Annotated in this window: 10 protein-coding genes; 9 read left to right on the top strand and 1 reads right to left on the bottom strand. The window is 42.3% G+C overall.

Features of this window, described 5'->3' with window-relative positions; all coding sequences use genetic code 11:
* Window positions 1–49 precede the first annotated feature (49 nt).
* Window positions 50–982 carry a dihydrodipicolinate synthase family protein gene (locus tag BM107_RS01040; protein ID WP_090979356.1) on the top strand — a complete coding sequence of 311 codons (933 nt, stop codon included), beginning with the start codon at window positions 50–52 and terminating at the stop codon, window positions 980–982.
* A 100-nt stretch (window positions 983–1,082) separates the two neighbouring features.
* Here BM107_RS01040 and BM107_RS01035 read toward each other — a convergent pair whose 3' ends face one another.
* Window positions 1,083–1,952: an AraC family transcriptional regulator gene (locus BM107_RS01035; RefSeq protein ID WP_090979354.1), complete on the bottom strand. Its 870-nt coding sequence runs from the start codon at window positions 1,950–1,952 to the stop codon at window positions 1,083–1,085.
* 227 nt (window positions 1,953–2,179) lie between these two features.
* Here BM107_RS01035 and BM107_RS01030 point away from each other — a divergent pair, with 227 nt between their 5' ends.
* The 8 genes from BM107_RS01030 (at window position 2,180) to BM107_RS00995 (ending at window position 18,036) form a co-directional block, all read left to right on the top strand.
* The gene (locus BM107_RS01030) at window positions 2,180–3,817 is read left to right on the top strand and encodes a fucose isomerase (protein WP_090979351.1); all 1,638 of its coding nucleotides are present in this window, start codon (window positions 2,180–2,182) and stop codon (window positions 3,815–3,817) included.
* 12 nt (window positions 3,818–3,829) lie between these two features.
* A complete protein-coding gene (locus BM107_RS01025) occupies window positions 3,830–4,498 on the top strand; it encodes a DUF3826 domain-containing protein (protein WP_090979348.1) in 669 nt (222 codons plus the stop codon).
* A gap of 442 nt (window positions 4,499–4,940) precedes the next feature.
* Window positions 4,941–8,210, top strand: a complete 3,270-nt coding sequence (locus BM107_RS01020; protein WP_090979346.1) for a SusC/RagA family TonB-linked outer membrane protein — start codon at window positions 4,941–4,943, stop codon at window positions 8,208–8,210.
* 11 nt (window positions 8,211–8,221) lie between these two features.
* Complete coding sequence (locus BM107_RS01015; protein WP_090979344.1) at window positions 8,222–10,072, top strand: RagB/SusD family nutrient uptake outer membrane protein; 1,851 nt, start codon at window positions 8,222–8,224, stop codon at window positions 10,070–10,072.
* Between the two features lie 401 nt (window positions 10,073–10,473).
* Entirely contained in the window at window positions 10,474–12,135 is a 1,662-nt protein-coding gene (locus BM107_RS01010) for a pectate lyase family protein (protein WP_090979342.1), read from the top strand.
* 237 nt (window positions 12,136–12,372) lie between these two features.
* The gene (locus BM107_RS01005) at window positions 12,373–15,504 is read left to right on the top strand and encodes a DUF6298 domain-containing protein (protein WP_244278688.1); all 3,132 of its coding nucleotides are present in this window, start codon (window positions 12,373–12,375) and stop codon (window positions 15,502–15,504) included.
* Window positions 15,505–15,506: 2 nt separating this feature from the next.
* Window positions 15,507–16,907, top strand: coding sequence for a glycoside hydrolase family 140 protein (locus tag BM107_RS01000; RefSeq protein WP_090979338.1), 1,401 nt, complete (start codon window positions 15,507–15,509; stop codon window positions 16,905–16,907).
* A gap of 187 nt (window positions 16,908–17,094) precedes the next feature.
* Window positions 17,095–18,036, top strand: coding sequence for a glycoside hydrolase family 43 protein (locus BM107_RS00995; RefSeq protein ID WP_244278687.1), 942 nt, complete (start codon window positions 17,095–17,097; stop codon window positions 18,034–18,036).
* Window positions 18,037–18,068: the final 32 nt, after the last annotated feature.

The raw sequence follows: 18,068 nt of genomic DNA, 5'->3' as shown, positions 1-18,068 counted from the left end.
AAGGTTCAATCTGGCAATTATTTAGAACAATTTATTAGGACACAATATAATGGAAAACTCACAAAAAGGGTTCATCCCGGTTATGCTTACGCCTTTTTTAAGCAATGGAAATATCGATTATCCGGCACTTACCCAGCTTACAGAGATTTATCTGCAGGCCGGATCATCGGGTTTATTTGCCAATTGCCTTTCGAGCGAAATGTTCGAATTAACAGATAAAGAGCGCATCCAGGTCATCAAACATGTTATTAAAGTTGTAAACGGAGCAGTACCGGTTGTGGCTACCGGTACCTTTGGTGGGCCCATTTCCAAACAGGCCGATTTTGTGAAAGCAGTGAGCGATACCGGCGTTGAGGCCGTTATTGCCATTACCAGTTTATTGGCCAATGAGGAGGAAAGCGATGAAATATTTAACGACCGCGTGTTCGAGCTGCTGCATCAGACGGATGAAATTCCGATGGGTTTCTATGAATGCCCTATACCCTACAAAAGAGTATTAAAACCACAGCAACTGGCTGATTTTGTAGCAACAGGAAGGGTAATTTACCATAAAGATACCAGCCTTGATCTTATTCAGATTAAAGAAAAACTTAAACTCACTGATGGCCATGCATTTGGCTTATATGATGCTTATATGGTGCATGCCGTAGAATCGTTAAAAGCAGGTACTTCAGGATTATCCTGCATTCAGGGCAATTATTTTCCAGAGTTAATTGTTTGGCTTTGCGACCATTACAACGATAACCATTTAAAAGATGATGTAGCTGCTGTGCAAAATTTCCTAACAGATAATATGGACGTGATGCACAACGTTTACCCCGTAGTTTCCAAATATTTTCTGCAGAAACGCGGGTTAAACATTTCAACTTTTACACGGAGAAATGTGGGCGCATTTACGTCCGATGTAGTTAAAGAAGTAGAAAAATTGTTTGATGATTATACTGCCTTAAGAAGCGAGTTAAATATTGAAGTTTTTATATAAACCAGACCTTATAGGTTTTTTGGTGTGGTGTCAGATGTTACCATCTGACATTTTCTATTCAGACCTTACAGGTTTTAAAAACCTGTAAGGTCTTAAAGAATTAATTCAAATACTTCCGCTTATAATCCAGCGGCGTCATTCCCGTTACCTTTTTAAAATGCCGGTAAAAATTGGAAACGTTATTAAAGCCACAATCAAAACAGATCATTTCAGTAGGCAACTTATTTTCAATCAGAAAACGACAGGCGTGGCTCACCCTTATCTCGATCAGAAAATCGTAGAATGTCTTTTTCGTCATCAGCTTAAAATAACGGCAAAAAGAGGTTACACTCAAATTGCTTAAAGAAGCTACTTCTTCCAATGTAATTTCTTTTTTATAATTACTTAAGGTATAATTGCAGATTTTGTTAATCCGCAGGGTTTCAGATTCATTGCTTTGGTAAAAGGTGTTTTTGCTCGTTACAATGGTCGAGTATTCATCCGTTTCGGCCAGTGTTTTTAAAATGGAGAGCAAAATAATAATCCGGTCAAGGTTGGTGGCATCAACTGCGGCACGCATTAAATCAATCAGTTTGTCTTTAGCTTTACCATTAATTACCATGCCGCTTTTTGCTTTCTCAAATAACTTCGGAATCAGGTAAGCTTCCGGCAAAGTGAGCATATACTTCCCCAGGCAATCAGGCAGAAAATGAATCACCATTGCCTCGGTAGTTAAATCGGGGTTGCCCTGAAAATACTCATCTTTACAACGCCAGGTATGTGGCAGGTTTTCGCCCAGCAAAACCATTTCATCAGGTACAAAATTACTGATGTTATCGCCGATAAAACGTACACCTTCACCTTTAATTACATAATGCAGTTCAAGCTCCGGATGGTAATGCCAGATATTACCGAAATCGGGTTTAATATCATGACGGATACTAAAAGAACTTTGCAGGGTAATGGGTACTTTATGAAAATGAGGTTTCATGATTCTAATAAAAACATTTGGTTAGGATTGCCATCCAATGCCGATAAGGACATCAATTACAAAAGCCCAATTTAGGCACTTAAATGATAATATCCTATATTAAGTTGATAAAAAGCATGATAAAATGCTGTATTTCATTGCAGAGTTTTGTATAAGAGCCGTATGGCATAACCAAATTAATAAAGAGCATATTATTTTCCTGTAAATTTTATGTTCATTAATAAAATATGAGACCAGATCAATCAAACGAAATTCTTATCGTTTCCAGTGGAGATTTACGCCTTTCGGCAAACCAAAGTTGCTGGGCAGCGCAAGCCGAAATGGAGCAAAAATTAACTGCAGCAATTGAGCAGCTTGGCAGGAAGGTTAAACGGGCACACGCTTATGATCCGGTTAAAAAACACGGTTTCATCGATTCGCAAAGAATGGGTATGGATATCTTCAGGAGTATTGACCCCGGGCAGCCTTTAATCGTTGCAGAGAGCGTTTGGCAGTATTCTCATCACGTATTAGCCGGATTAACCACGCACCGCGGTCCGATACTTACCCTCGCCAACTGGAGAGGACAGTGGCCCGGACTGGTAGGCATGTTAAATTTAAACGGTTGTTTAACCAAAGCACAAATCCCCTACAGTACGATGTGGAGTGAAAATTTTACAGACGATTTTTTTATCGACGGATTGCGGGAATGGCTTTCTACCGGTAAAATCAGTTATGATCAAAGTCACGTTAAAAGTTTCGCGCTAAATAAAATCCCTTTAAGCGACGATAGAAAAGGTCGGGACTTTGCCAGAAGTCTGAAAGAGCGAAAAGTAATAATGGGCGTGTTTGACGAAGGATGCATGGGTATGTACAATGCTATCATACCCGATGAACTGCTGCACCGCACCGGTTTCTTTAAAGAGAGGCTCAGTCAATCAGCTTTATATGCCGCCATGTTACAGGTAACCGATCAGGAAGCTGAAGGTGTTTTAGATTGGCTGTTGCAAAAAGGAATGACCTTTAACTGGGGTACTGACGAGGCTACACAATTAACAAAAAGACAAACACTTGAGCAATGCCGCATGTATATTGCAGCACTCCGCATTGCCGACGACTTTAGCTGCGACACCATCGGTATCCAATACCAGCAGGGTTTAAAAGATTTGACCGTGGCCAGCGATTTGGTGGAAGGTTTGCTCAATAACGAAGACCGTCCACCGGTATATGGCTTAAACGGCAAAGAACTGTACGCCAAAAAGGCTTTACCACATTTTAACGAAGTTGATGAATGTGCCGGTTTGGATGCTCTGCTCACTTATCAACTCTGGAATGAACTCGGCATGAGCGGAGAAAATACGCTGCATGATATCCGTTGGGGCGAACATTATAAAGGAGGCGAAATTGACGGCTTTGTTTGGCTTTTTCTCATTTCAGGCGCGGCGCCAGCCGCACATTTCATTGATGGTTACGCCGGAGCAAGCAGCGACAGACAGCCTGCCATGTATTTCCGTTTGGGCGGTGGATCATTAAAAGGCATTAGTAAGCCCGGTTTCATCGTCTGGAGCCGCGTATATATAAAGCATAATGAACTGCACTGCGATTTAGGAGTGGGCGAAGTAGTCTCTTTACCTGCAGCTGAAACCAAAAGAAGATGGGAGGGAACCACACCCGAGTGGCCTATTATGCATGCCATTTTAAAAGGCGTCAACCGCGATCAGTTAATGGCACGCCACCAGGCCAACCACATTCAGGTGGTATACACCAGTTACGAAGCCGGTGCACATGAAGCCTGCAGAATTAAAGCAGCGGCTATGGATGAACTGGGCATAAAAGTGCACTTTTGTGGAGATGTCAACCTTGGAAAAAAAAGAAATTCTAATTAAAGATATAAAAAAATGAAATTACAAATTTTAGCCCTGTTCTTAACGTTCTCCGTTGCAACAGCAGTTTTTGCCCAGGATAAGACCCTTGCAGATCAGGCCGCCTATACCAAAACCATTACTGAGCGTGCCGCTAAAATTGTAAATACCCTGGGTATCAGCGATAGCAAAAAAGCTGAAAAGGTTACCAATATCATCAGAGATCAGTACAGTAACCTGAACGATATTTATACCGCCAGAGACCTCGGGGCGAAAGATATTAAGGAGAAAAATAAAGAAAATAAGGTATTGCGCGATTCGGCTTTAGCTAAGCAGAACCGTGCGGTAGAAGCATCGCTGGCTAAACTGCACAAAAAATACATCAGCAAATTGAATGCCCAGCTCAATAATGAGCAAATTGAAGGGGTGAAAAACGGTATGACCTACGGCGTGCTGCCGCTTACTTATAAAGCTTACCAGGAAGAAATACTCACTTTAACCGATGAGCAGAAAAAGCAAATTTTAGTTTGGTTAACTGAGGCGCGGGAACGTGCAATGGATGCAGAATCATCAGATAAAAAACATGCCTGGTTCGGTAAGTATAAAGGCCGCATCAACAATTACCTTTCTGCTGCCGGTTACGACCTGAAAAAAGAAGGTATTGAATGGGAAAAAAGGCGCAAGGCAAAAGCTGATGGCAATTAATTCCCATTGGTTTTAATGCGTGAATTTTTTTTAACATTTTTTATTTAAGAATATTGCATTTATATATGAATTTTATTAGTACCTTGTAATGTCAATTATTAAAAGATATAATAGCTGGTATTTTTGATTTCATGTAAATTAGATCATACAATATTCAGGCAATAAGGCTAGCTGGAATATCGATACTTTAATTGCAGTTTGAATTACTACTTTCTAACCAAACATTCACAAAGATTAACTATACATGAGCCAGATTACGCTATGTTTTGTCGCATGATTTCTGATAAACGCCGATTAACCTATTTTTTTTAAAATCATAAATAAAGAACCTTTTTAAGGCTTTTAATAGCGGTATTTTAGCAACATGCCTGATTAAAATAGCTGAACGTTAAGTGGAGCAATGCAACCATTTAAATAACTTCAAAACTAACCAAATAACAATATGAACTTAAAATTTTTACGCAAAATTTCTTTGCCTTTGCTACTGATGCTGGTGGCAAGTACAATACTTTTTGCCCAGGAGCGAAAGGTTACCGGTAAGGTTGTTGATCAATCAGATGGGAGCGGTATACCAGGGGTTAACGTCAGCATTAAAGGTATGCCAAGCAATGTCAGTACCAATGCAGATGGCGTTTATACCATTCAGGTGAGAAACAATACAGATGTATTGGTGTTTTCCTATATCGGTTACGTCAGACAGCTTATTACCGTAGGCAGCCAGAACAATATCAACGTAAAGCTTGTTTCAGATAATAAGGGTTTAGACGATGTGGTTGTAGTAGGTTATGGTACACAAAAGAAAACCTCGCTAACGGGATCCGTTTCTACCCCTAACCTAAAGACTGTTGAGGATATTCCGGCTTTGAACATTACATCAGCATTAAAGGGTACTACGCCGGGTTTAAGTGTTTCAGGTGGCGCACAAAGACCAGGACAGGGCACCACGATCACAATCCGTAATCCAGTGGTATTTGCTAAAGATGGCGGACAAGGAACCAATCCATTATTTGTGATTGATGATATCATCAGGACACAGGCAGATTTCGACAACCTTGACATTAACGAGGTAGAAAGCGTAACCGTGTTAAAAGATGCAGAAGCAGCCATTTTTGGTATTCAAGGTGCTAACGGTGTAGTGATGATCAGAACCAAAAAAGGAAAAATCGGCGCGCCTAAATTTAATATCAGCAATTCACTGGGCGTTTCTACTGCGACGATTATGCCTAAAATGATGAATTCTTTGCAATTGGGTACATTTTCTAACGATTACACCAATGCATCAGCATATATCCAAACCGTACCAGGTGTACCGGTAGATAAATACATTAACGCTGATGGCTATCTGGTAACCGCTGGTGTTCCGGCGAGCTCAAGAACTGCTGCCTGGTATACCCCGGATGAATTAGAATATTTTGCCAGCAATAGTCACGATTACTTTGGCGATGCTTTTAAACCAGCTTATGTTTGGAGAACAGCAGCAAATATTAGTGGCGGTACAGATAAAGTAACCTATTTTATTGGCGGCGACTTCGTTAATCAGAACAGTAACTTTAAAGGAATTAATTCACACAAATATGGCTTAAGAGCATCAGTTGATGCAAAACCTGCCAAAGGTTTGGTTACCTCATTATCGTTAAACGCAAATGTTGGCTATTCCAGAAGTTACTGGTATAAACTAACCAGCACTTCAGAAAATCTGGATAATGATGCCGCATCACTACAGAATGTTCAGCCATGGCAAGAATATTTTATCAATGGTAATCCCGTAGTTATTGGAGGAAGCAATACCGGTGGTAACGATAATATCAACTTTTTCCAGATCCAAAACTCAAATAACTATACCGGTGGTACCAATACATCAACAAATATCCTGGCTAAAGTTACTTATGAAATTCCCGGTATTAAAGGATTGACAGCCACTGCAACATTTAATAAAAATCTAAATGCAGCCAACAACAAGCAATTCGGTACCTCATTTGTTTATTATAAATATGCCGGGTTAGGTGCCAACAACCATATTCCGGGAGGAAATTTAACCGGTACATTCAATGTATTGAACGGGGACAAAGTTCGTTTAACACCAGTCTTTGCAGATAGCTATCAGATAAACGGAGGTTTTAACTACAACCGGTCATTTGGAAAGCATAATATCTCCGCGCTGGCTTTATTTGAGCAACGGGAACAAAACAGTGAAGGTGTTAATGCAGAGGCAACAGGCTTAGTGGCAGGCGCTTTAGATTATCAATCTTTCGCTGTTGGTACGTCAAATTCAAACCAATCCGCAACAGTAAGTACTTTTGGCTTTCAATCGATTATCTCCCGGTTCAATTACGATTACGATCAGAAATACCTTTTTCAGGCGATCTTCAGAAGAGATGGAAGCTCAAGGTTTGCACCGGGCAAAAACTGGGGTAATTTCCCTGCCGCGTCGGTTGGTTGGGTAGCCTCAAAAGAGTCCTTTATTGCAAATAACCTGAAATGGTTAGACCTGTTAAAATTCAGGGCCTCATTTGGTTTATCTGGTGTTGATAATACAAAAGCTTATCAATATTTAGCCAACTATAATCTGGGCACCGGAAGTTCTGGAGGGGCCGTGTTTAATGGAAACGATAACCGGACAATTGCCATTAAACCAAATCTGGCGATTCCAAATGCCGACGTAACCTGGAATAAGGAGTTTAAAACATCATACGGTGTAGATATGGCTTTCCTGAAAAATCGCTTATCATTCACCGGAGAGTATTACTGGAATCACGGTACAGATATTTTAACCACATTAAGTTCATCTGTTCCGGCAACCATTGGCGCAAATACACCAACAGAGAACTATACTAATGCCAATACCTTTGGCTGGGAGTTCTCGTTAACCTGGAAAGACAATATTGGTAAAGATTTTAGCTACAGCTTTAGTCCATTTTATACCTGGATGGATAATAAAATGTTAAAAGTAGATCAATCTGCAGCAATTGTGGGTACTGTTGAAGATGTTACCGGAAGATCTTCTGATTTAGGGATATTTGGTTACAAGTCACTGGGTATCATCAGAACCCAGGCCGAAGCTGATGCAATTATAGCACAACGTGCAGCAGCAGCAGGAGGAGCAGCCAATGTTAAAATATTTGGACAAGCCTTACAGCCAGGCATGATCAATTACGAAGATGTAAATGGCGACGGGATAATCAGTACCGATAAAAAAGATCAGTCTTTTATTACAAACAGGCAAAGTAACCACAACGCGCTGGGGCTAAACTGGAATGTTGGGTATAAAGGTTTGGTTTTAAACGTGATTATGGGGCTTTCATGGGGCGGTTGGACATCAATTGATGGTTTAAAACCAGCAAATCAATCCAGCTCTGCAACAGGTGCATCTATTTACAACAACCGACCTGTTTATTGGGTAGATCACTGGACACCAACAAACACGGATGCAGCTTACCCTAACCCTTTTTTCAGAACAAATTTTGAAGTAACGTCTGATTTCTGGTTAGTCAAAGCGACGAGTTTTAACATCACCAGCTTGAACTTAAGTTATAACATACCAACCAGAATCGCCAATAAAATAGGTATGTCTAGCGTAAGGGTTTTCACCGTAGCTACCAATCCAATCCAATTTATTAATCCATATCCTGGTAAATACAGAGATCTGCAAACAGCTTTATATAGTTATCCAACACTAAAAACTTGGTCGTTCGGTTTAAATATTGGCTTTTAATACGTATTAAGATGAAAAAGATATTCGTTATAACTGCATTGAGTTTAGCCGTAATTTCGCTAACAAACTGCAAAAAAGTTCTGGAAAAATCTGATTTGGGAAATTTTACCGCAGAGCAGGTTTTTAATGATTCAACCACGGTGAAGTTAAATGTTGATTATTTATATAGTCAAAACCAACCGGGTTGGTTCGGTAGTACAGGCGGTTCCATTCACTCAGCCGGAACATATAACCTCACAGAAGAAGGCCAGGGAAGTAATGTTTTTGTTTTAGGAACCGCTACAATAGAAAGTGTTACCGATTTAGGGGTAGCCAATGCCAACAATAACAGTTACGGAAAAATCCGGACAATTAATACTTTCCTGAGAGATTTGAATGCAGGTACACTAGATCTAGCCGTGAAACGTCGGTTTGCGGCACAGGCCTATTTCTGGAGAGCATATCGATATTTCGAACTCGTTAAATTATATGGTGGGGTACCCTTGATCCTGGTGCCGCTTAACGCCGTTGGCGACGAGGCAAAACAACTGGCGCTAACACCTCGTGCTAAAACCAGCGAAGTATTTGCACAGATTAAAAGCGATCTGGATTCATGTGTAAAATATTTGCCTGCAAAATGGCCTAAACAGGCAGATTATGGTAGAATTACGTCAGGTGCAGCTGCTGCTTTTATGGGTAGGGTATTGCTAACTTATGCCAGCCCGCAGTTTAATCCCAATAATGATGTGGCCAGATGGCAGGCAGCCTACGATGCAAATAAGACTGCCGTAACCATATTGTCTGCGAATGGTTTTGGACTTTATCCTAAATTCGACTACACCATGTGGACAACCGAAGGGGGAACTTCGAACGGTGGCCCGGCAAATCCCGAAGCAGTATTGGTAACAGGATTTAATACATCATCTGTTGATATCAATGCTAATAATAATTCATTTGATAATAGTGCCAGACCCAGATCTGTTTCAGGAAGCGGCTCATTTACACCTAGCTACGAAATGAGTTTAGCTTTTCCGATGCTGGATGGCAAGCCGGCTAGCGGACCTGGCGCATCAACAAAATATCCGTATGCCATGTCTACCTTCTATAAAAACAGAGACCCAAGATTTTACGCCACTATTGCTTATAATGGTGCAACCTGGGGTAATGTCATGAATGGCGCACGCTTATGGACGTATTATTATTACAGCGCAGCTACAGGTACCACCAATAAAACGACAGAAGCAACTGCAGCGAGTAACACTGGCTTCTATCTACGTAAAGGAGTAGATGAAACCAAAGCTTCGCCAAGTACATTCATCGGTACCGATTGGATTGAAATCCGTTATGCAGAAGTGCTGTTGAATCTGGCAGAAAGTGCGGCAGAATTGAATAAATCAGGCATTGCGGATGAACCATATGTTAATTTGATCGCCATTAGAAAAAGAGCAGGCATTGAGGCTGGGGCTGATGGACTGTACGGCTTAGACGCTGGCATGTCACGTAGCGATCTGGTTGCTACCATTATGAAAGAAAGACAGGTTGAATTTGCATTTGAAGGTAAAAGATTTTTTGATCTGAGAAGGAGGAAACTACTTGAACCGACCCTTAATGGAATGAAAAGAAATGCACTTGTCATACAGCTAAAAAGAAGCGGAACGCTGGCAACGGATTATATTGCTTCAAACAGGGAGGCTTCTGCATCAAATTCATTAGACGCTCTATACGCTTCAAGCTTTACGTTAAGTTTAAAAGCGCTTGATAACCAAAACATTAATTTCCAGTCGGGTAATTATTTCTATGGCATTCCAACTGCTGCAATCAACAACAACGTTAATTTGCAACAAAACAATACCTGGGGCGGTCCATTCGATCCACTTCAATAATCATTCACAATCTCTTTAGGGGCGGTTTGCTCACCGCTCTGTTTTTTTATATTTGGTTTGAAAAAGGAAACATTAATTTGTTTCCTTTTTTTCACTTAAGAATGTTACATTTATATATGAATTTTATTGCTATCTTGTAACTGGATTGAACGGATGTAATTTGACGGACTGGCGGGTCATTTCACCTTTTGGTAACATGATACAAAATTTCGCTAAAATTATACCGAAAACAAGGCCATACAGCATGCAAATTTGAAACATTATATACTTTCTAACCAAAATACAATCATAGGATTAGCAAAAGATAAAGCCGCAATTTTTTAAAAAAATTAACCTGGCATTTAGGTTAAGTTAAAAATATTTGCGACATTTCTTTAGTTTCCTTAACGGGCAAAACACAAATGAAAAAGAACTTTTTAAATCTGTTGTTCGCAACAGCATTAATGCTCTCCACCAATCATGCTTTCGCGCAATACCCTAAAATCCCTGATGATGTAAAAAAATCATCCGATTCGATGCTTAAAGAAGCTTACCATCAATCAGATATTGCCTGGGAAAAGGCCAAGCCTGTTATCGCTAAGGAAGCTGCAGCAGGTAAACCTTATATTCCGTGGGCAGGCCGGCCAACTGATTTACCACAATCAGAACTTTTGGCTTTCCCGGGTGCTGAAGGTGGTGGAGCCTATAGTTTTGGCGGCCACGGCGGAAGGGTTATTGTAGTAAAAAATTTAAACGATAGCGGTCCGGGTTCATTGCGCGACGCCTGTGAGCAGGGCGGAGCCCGCATTGTGGTATTTAATGTTGCCGGTATTATCCGCTTAAAAACCCCTTTAATCATCCGTGCACCATATATTACCATTGCTGGTCAAACGGCACCCGGCGACGGGGTTTGCGTAGCCGGTGAATCGGTTTGGCTAAATACCCACGATGTAATTGTGCGTTTCATGCGTTTTAGAAGAGGAGAAACGTTTGTGGGTCGTCGCGACGATGCCATTGGTGGTAATCCGGTAGGCAACATCATGATCGACCACGTTTCGGCCAGTTGGGGATTAGATGAAAATATGTCGATGTACCGCCACATGTATAACGACAGCACCGGTAAAATTGAAGAAAAACTGGGCACAGTGAATATCACCATCCAGAATTCGATCTTCTCTGAAGCGCTGGATTACTGGAACCACGCTTTCGGCAGTACTTTAGGTGGCGAAAACTGCGCTTTTGTCCGCAACCTTTGGGCAGATAATGGTGCCCGTAACCCATCCATTGGCTGGAATGGTATTTTCAACTTTGCCAATAACGTGGTTTTCAACTGGAACAACCGCTCAACTGATGGTGGTGATTATACTGCACAATACAATATCATCAATAACTTCTACAAACCTGGTCCGGTTACCGAATTGGGCGACCCCATCAGCTACCGCATTTTAAAACCCGAATCAGGCCGGAGTAAACTGCCTTACGTGGTGTTCGGCAGGGCCTACGTAAGTGGCAATATTATCGATGGAAATGAGAAAGTAACCCGTGATAACTGGGCTGGTGGCGTACAAATGGAAGATAAAAAGGGGAATTTAATGCCATTCGAAACGGCTAGTAAATATTTCCCAGCGATGAAGGCGAAAAAACCTTTTCCGATGCCAAAAATCAGCATTATCCCAACCTTGCAAGCTAGAGATTATGTACTGGCCAATGCGGGTGCTACCTTACCTAAACGCGACCCGGTTGATACCCGTGTGGTAAAGCAGGTGGCTACCGGCAAAATCGAAGTACATCCTGATGCCAAACCTTCCGCTTTCCAGTTTGAACACCGCAGGTTAAAAGGTGATTCTTATAAACTGGGTATCATTACCGAAATTTCGCAGGTGGGCGGCTATCCGGAGTACAAGGGTACACCTTACAAAGATTCAGACGATGATGGCATGCCTGACGCTTATGAGATTAAACAGGGATTAAATCCTAAAGATGCTTCAGATGCCGTTAAAATTACCAAAAGCGGTTATTCGAACATCGAAGTATATTTAAACAGCGTGGTAGACGTGAATAAAGTGAGGCCGGAATTGAGATAAACGGATAAGGTAGAGGCTTGAAGGGAAGTGTCGCCACTCATCTCGCAATTTACCAATTATTTCGGGCGCAGTGCAACGGAGCCGTGAACCACAATTGCTCAGCGAAGCTAAAATCTGAACTGGGAGAGATCTCCGTTTCACCGCTTTACAATCCGGATGACCATAATTTCCATTGCCTCGCAATGATTAATACTTTAAAAAACGCAAATGCCCAAAACTAACCAAATATTAAAATCAATGCCATTCAAAACCGTACCGATGCTGGTCATCGCGTTTTTGATGGGAGCGGCATGCTTTGCCCAGAAAACCAGGCCAGTTGAACCACCTAAGCCCGTTTTTAAAGGTAACGATGGAAAATTGGCTTACACAGCCGATGCTCAGGGCAACCGCATTCCCGATTTTTCTTATGCAGGTTATATGGCTGGCGAAAAAGCCATTCCGACAGCAACAGCTAAAATCGTTGTTCCTTTGGTTAAAGGAGATGCAACACCATACATCCAGCGGGCGATTGATATCGTTTCGGCCATGCAGCCCGGAAAAGATGGTTTGCGAGGGGCTGTTTTACTCGAAAAAGGAACGTATGAAGTTGCCGGCACTTTAAAAATTGCGGCTTCCGGCGTCATTATCAGGGGTAGTGGTATGGGAGCCGATGGTACTAGAATTTTTGCTACTGGTTTAGACCGCATGGGGGTGATCAGGGTTTTGGGTAAAAATGATAAAACGCAGAAAACACCTGTGGCTGTTACAGATATTTATGCACCAGTAAATGCCATCCGGCTTACACTGGCCAATACCGGCAGCTTTAAAGTGGGTGACCGAATCACCATTCAGCGGCCATCGACCAGCGCGTGGATCGAAACCCTGAAAACTGTTGAGTTCGGCGGTGGCGAAAGCGCCCTGGGCTGGAAACCGGGTACCAGGGATATTTTCTGGGATCGCAAAATTATCGCTATCAATGGATCGACCATTACTTTCGATGCGCCCATTACCACAGCGCTCGATGCTAAATTTGGTGGTGCAACAGTGGCCAAATACAAATGGAATGGCCGGATCACACAGGTAGGAATCGAGAACCTGAAGCTTGAATCGGATTACCATAAAGACAATATTAAAGACGAATACCACCGCTGGACAGCCATTTGCCTCGAAAATGTGGAAGATGCCTGGGTACGCCAGGTGGTTTTTGAACACTTTGCAGGTTCTGCTGTGAATGTACTGGCCAGCGCAAAAAGAATTACCGTTGAAGATTGTAAATCGTTGGCACCTGTATCCGAAATTGGTGGTGAGCGCCGTTATACCTTTTTAACAACAGGGCAACAAACACTTTTCCAAAGGTTATATTCAGAATACGGTTACCACGATTTTGTCGTCGGTTTCTGTGCCCCAGGCCCAAATGTTTTTGTACAATGCCAGGCATACCTGCCATTTTCTTTCAGCGGAGCTTACGATAGCTGGGCTTCGGGCGTATTATTCGATATTGTGAATATCGACGGACAGGCCTTAAGTTATTTAAACCGTGGTCAGGATGGGCAAGGAGCAGGATGGAGCGCCGCAAACAGTGTTTTTTGGCAATGCAGCGCGGCCAGGTTAGATAATTATCAACCTCCAACTGCTCAAAACTGGGCTTTCGGTACCTGGGCTCAGTTTTCGGGCGATGGTTATTGGGATATGTCGAACGAGCAGATTCAGCCACGCAGTTTGTACTATGCACAATTGAAAGACAGGGTTGGCAATAGTATAGATGCCAGCGCTTTTATACTTCCGGTTGAAACAGAAGCATCAAGCAGTCCACCGGTTGATGTAGCAGTAAAACTGACCAAACTGGCCTACAAACCCGCTTTAACTTTATCTGAATATATCGATTCGGCCACCGAAAGAAATAAGATCCCTACAGAGAAAGGCCAGGCTAAGCTGTTAACCGCTTCAGGGATTCATAAGATGAGTAACACACAAACCGCTGACGTAATGAGCATTAAAAATGGCTGGATTACCCGCGGAAATGAAATTATATTAGGCGACAGACAGGAAGTTCCCTGGTGGAATGGAAGTGCCCGGCCTTATGGATTGAAAAACACTAAATTTCACATTACGCGTTTTGTACCAGGGCGTGAAGGCAATGGTTTAACCGATAACCTGGATGATATCACTGATTCGATGAAGAATGGTTCGGTGAAAATCCTCGATCACAATTATGGTCTCTGGTACGACAGGAGAAGAGATGACCACGAACGCATCCGCCGGATGGACGGCGAGGTTTGGGTACCTTTTTACGAGTTGCCTTTTGCCCGTAGCGGACAGGACAAAGCCTGGGATGGCCTGAGTAAATACGACATCACCAAATACAACCTCTGGTATTGGGACCGTTTAAAAAACTTTGCAAACCTGGCCGATCAGAAAGGCCTGGTACTCATCCACGAAAATTATTTTCAGCACAACATTATCGAAGCAGGTGCACATTACGCTGATTTTCCGTGGCGTACGGCTAACAACATAAACAGCACAGGTTTTCCGGAACCGGTTCCCTATGCAGGTGATAAACGGATTTTTATGGCCGAACAGTTCTATGATATCAGTAACGAACACCGCAGGGCCATTCATAAAGCCTATATCCGCAAGTGCCTGGAGAATTTTGAAGGAAATTCTGGCGTCATCCAGCTTATTGGTGCCGAGTTTACCGGTCCATTGCATTTTGTGCAGTTCTGGATCGATACCATTAAAGAATGGGAAAAAGAAACCGGGAAACACCCGATTATTGGCCTGAGCGTTACCAAAGATGTTCAGGACGCAATTTTGGCTGATCCGGAGCGTGCCAATGTAGTTGATTTAATTGATATCCGTTACTGGCATTATCAGGCAGATGGTACAGCTTATGCGCCTAAAGGAGGCTTAAGCCTGGCGCCGCGTCAGCATGCACGGCTTCTAAAACCAAAGAAAACCTCTTTTGAAGAAGTTTACCGTGCTGTTTCTGAATATAAAACCAAATTCCCTGAAAAAGCAATCATCTATTCGGGGGATAATTACGAAAATTTTGGCTGGGCCATTTTAATGGCAGGAGGCTCGCTTTCCAATGCCGATCATATCGATAAAGTCACGTTAAACCTGATCTCGGGCACTAAACCTTTTCTACCGGCCGGAAAAAATGTAAAACAATATGGTTTGGAAAATGCCGGAAAAACTTATGTACTCTATAATGCCTCGACCGAGCCATTAAGCTTAGACCTGAGTAAAGCTACAGGAAAATTCAGTGTAAAAATATTGAACCCAAAAAATGGCAAAGTGCTGAAAGAAGAAAAAATAAACGGAAATGCTGTGGCGAGAATCAATAAAACCGGTAGCAGCGAAGAGCTCATCATCATCAACAAAATTTAGTTATGAAGCTTAAATCTCAGACATTCCTTTTATGCCTGCTTTACCTGCTGGCATTCGGCTGTAAGGAAAGGCCACATTTTGGCGATAAAAGCTTGCTGGTTTCCGAAAACGGAAGGTATTTAACCACCGGAGACGGAAAACCTTTCTTTTGGCTGGGCGATACCGGTTGGTTGCTGTTTAGCAGATTGACCCGCGAAGAAGCCAATACTTATCTCGAAGATCGAAAACAGAAGGGCTTTAACGTAATCCAGGTGATGGTTTTGCACGATGTGCCTTCGCGCAATGTGTATTTAGATTCATCAGTAGTGCATGGCGACGTCGCCAAACCCATGCTTACCACGGGCAATAATCCGAAAGATTCTGTAGCCTACGATTACTGGGACCATGTAGATTATATTGTAGATAAAGCCGCAGAAAAAGGCCTATACATGGCATTGGTACCCGTTTGGGGAACTAATGTTAAAGCCGGCAAAGTAAAGGAGGCGCAGGCTAAAAAATATGCTGAATTTTTAGCCAAAAGATATCGTGAGAAATGGAATATCATCTGGTTAAATGGTGGCGACATAAAAGGCGCTGATGGCTTAAAAGTGTGGAATGCCATTGGTCAAACCTTGCGAGCCAATGATCCGAATCATTTAATTACTTTCCATCCGCGTGGCAGAACAGCTTCTTCGCAATGGTTCCATAACTCGCCCTGGTGCGATTTTGATATGGTACAATCCGGCCACCGCCGTTACGACCAGGATACTTCTAAGAACGAAAAATTGCACTATGGCGAAGACAACTGGAAATACATCGAAGCCGATTACCGGTTAAAACCCGTTAAACCAACGATTGATGGCGAACCCTCCTATGAGGGTATTCCGCAAGGATTACACGATACCTTACAGCCACGCTGGACAGCTGCAGATGTGAGAAGATATGGTTACTGGTCGGTTTTTGCGGGTGCTTTTGGTTATACGTACGGCCACAATTCGGTAATGCAGATGTACAAGTTTACCGATAAAAAACCGGCTTATGGCCCGAAAGAGCAATGGATTACAGCTTTAAATGCACAGGGAGCTACTCAAATGCGGTATTTAAAAACGCTGCTGCTTTCGCGCAGTTATTTCGACCGCGTTCCCGACCAAACGTTAATCGCAGGTCGCAACGGTGAAAAATATGATCGCGTATTGGCAACAAGGGGCGAAGATTTCGCCATGTGTTATACCTACACCGGAAGAAATTTTAAGGTGCAAATGGGTAAAATTGATGGCGATGATGTGAAAGCTTCATGGTTTGATCCACGTACCGGAAAAACCATCCCGATTGGTGAGCTGGAAAACAAAGGCATCCATGAGTTTAACCCTCCCGGCGAAGCTGCCAACGGCAACGACTGGGTGTTGATTTTAGATAAAATATAATAGAAAGATCGTCATTACGACCATAGTGGAGAAATCTTTTGATCTTCTCAACAGATTTCTCCGTTCCGCTGCGCTTCAGTCGAAATGACGATCCTATAACGTGTCGTCAGCTGTTACCATCTGATGCTGAAAAGAAACAAATGAAAGTACCGGATAGCAATGTCTGGCACCACGATAAACAAAGAAAGTGTTAAAATTAAAGTTCATATCCTCCTTACGGTTAGCCATTTTAGGCCTGGTACTTTGCGGGTTAACTTCCTGCAGTAAACAGGCTTATTTGTTTACCTCGTTCCATGAACCGGCAACAGAAGGCTTGCGCTTGCTGTACAGTTACGATGCGTACCACTGGACCGAATTCAACAAAATCTTTTTAAAACCAACAGTCGGAACTCAAAAAGTACTGCGTGATCCATCCATGGTACAAGGCCCTGATGGTACTTTTCACCTCGTTTGGACCTGCAGCTGGAAAGGCGATAAAGGTTTTGGCTATGCCAGCTCCAAAGATCTGATCCACTGGAGTAAACAGCAATTTATTCCGGTAATGGAGAACGAACCTGAAACCGTGAACGTTTGGGCGCCGGAGCTTTTTTACGATGAGGAGAATAAAGAATATGTCATCATCTGGGCATCGACCATACCGTTCCGGTTTGCGAAAGGGATAGAAGAGGAGGAAAATAACCACCGCATGTACTCGGTTACGACCAAAGATTTCAAAAGCTTTTCTCAACCCAGGTTATTTCTCGATCCCGGCTTTAGCGTGATCGACGCCGTGATTGTTAAACGTAAAGCAAAAGATTATGTACTGGTACTGAAAGATAATACCCGGCCTAACCGCAATTTAAAAGTGGCTTTTGGATCCTCGGCTTTAGGCCCCTATACGAATGTATCTGAAGCTTTTAGCCCTAAACTAACCGAAGGTCCGACAGTGGTAAAAACCAGAAAAGACTGGCTGGTTTATTTCGATGCTTACGGACAAAAAAACTATTCGGCCATGAAAACTACTGATTTTAAAACCTTTAAAGATATAACTAGCGAAATTTCAGTACCGGAAGGACATAAACACGGTACTATTTTAAAAGTGAAGAAGAAATTGATTAAAGATTTATTGAATAAACCTCACAGGTTTTAAAAACCTGCGAGGTTTAAAAGAAATAGAAATTC

The organism is Pedobacter suwonensis (assembly GCF_900111825.1).
In the GTDB taxonomy this organism is placed as follows: domain Bacteria; phylum Bacteroidota; class Bacteroidia; order Sphingobacteriales; family Sphingobacteriaceae; genus Pedobacter; species Pedobacter suwonensis.
The sequence above is the reverse complement of the archived record's forward strand: the minus strand, read 5'-3'. Positions and strand labels throughout refer to the sequence as shown.

Coding starts and splice junctions, on each gene's coding strand:
- BM107_RS01040 (WP_090979356.1), top strand. CDS start 50: ATGGAAAACTCACAAAAAGGGTTCATCCCGGTTATGCTTACGCCTTTT.
- BM107_RS01035 (WP_090979354.1), bottom strand. CDS start 1,952: ATGAAACCTCATTTTCATAAAGTACCCATTACCCTGCAAAGTTCTTTT.
- BM107_RS01030 (WP_090979351.1), top strand. CDS start 2,180: ATGAGACCAGATCAATCAAACGAAATTCTTATCGTTTCCAGTGGAGAT.
- BM107_RS01025 (WP_090979348.1), top strand. CDS start 3,830: ATGAAATTACAAATTTTAGCCCTGTTCTTAACGTTCTCCGTTGCAACA.
- BM107_RS01020 (WP_090979346.1), top strand. CDS start 4,941: ATGAACTTAAAATTTTTACGCAAAATTTCTTTGCCTTTGCTACTGATG.
- BM107_RS01015 (WP_090979344.1), top strand. CDS start 8,222: ATGAAAAAGATATTCGTTATAACTGCATTGAGTTTAGCCGTAATTTCG.
- BM107_RS01010 (WP_090979342.1), top strand. CDS start 10,474: ATGAAAAAGAACTTTTTAAATCTGTTGTTCGCAACAGCATTAATGCTC.
- BM107_RS01005 (WP_244278688.1), top strand. CDS start 12,373: ATGCCATTCAAAACCGTACCGATGCTGGTCATCGCGTTTTTGATGGGA.
- BM107_RS01000 (WP_090979338.1), top strand. CDS start 15,507: ATGAAGCTTAAATCTCAGACATTCCTTTTATGCCTGCTTTACCTGCTG.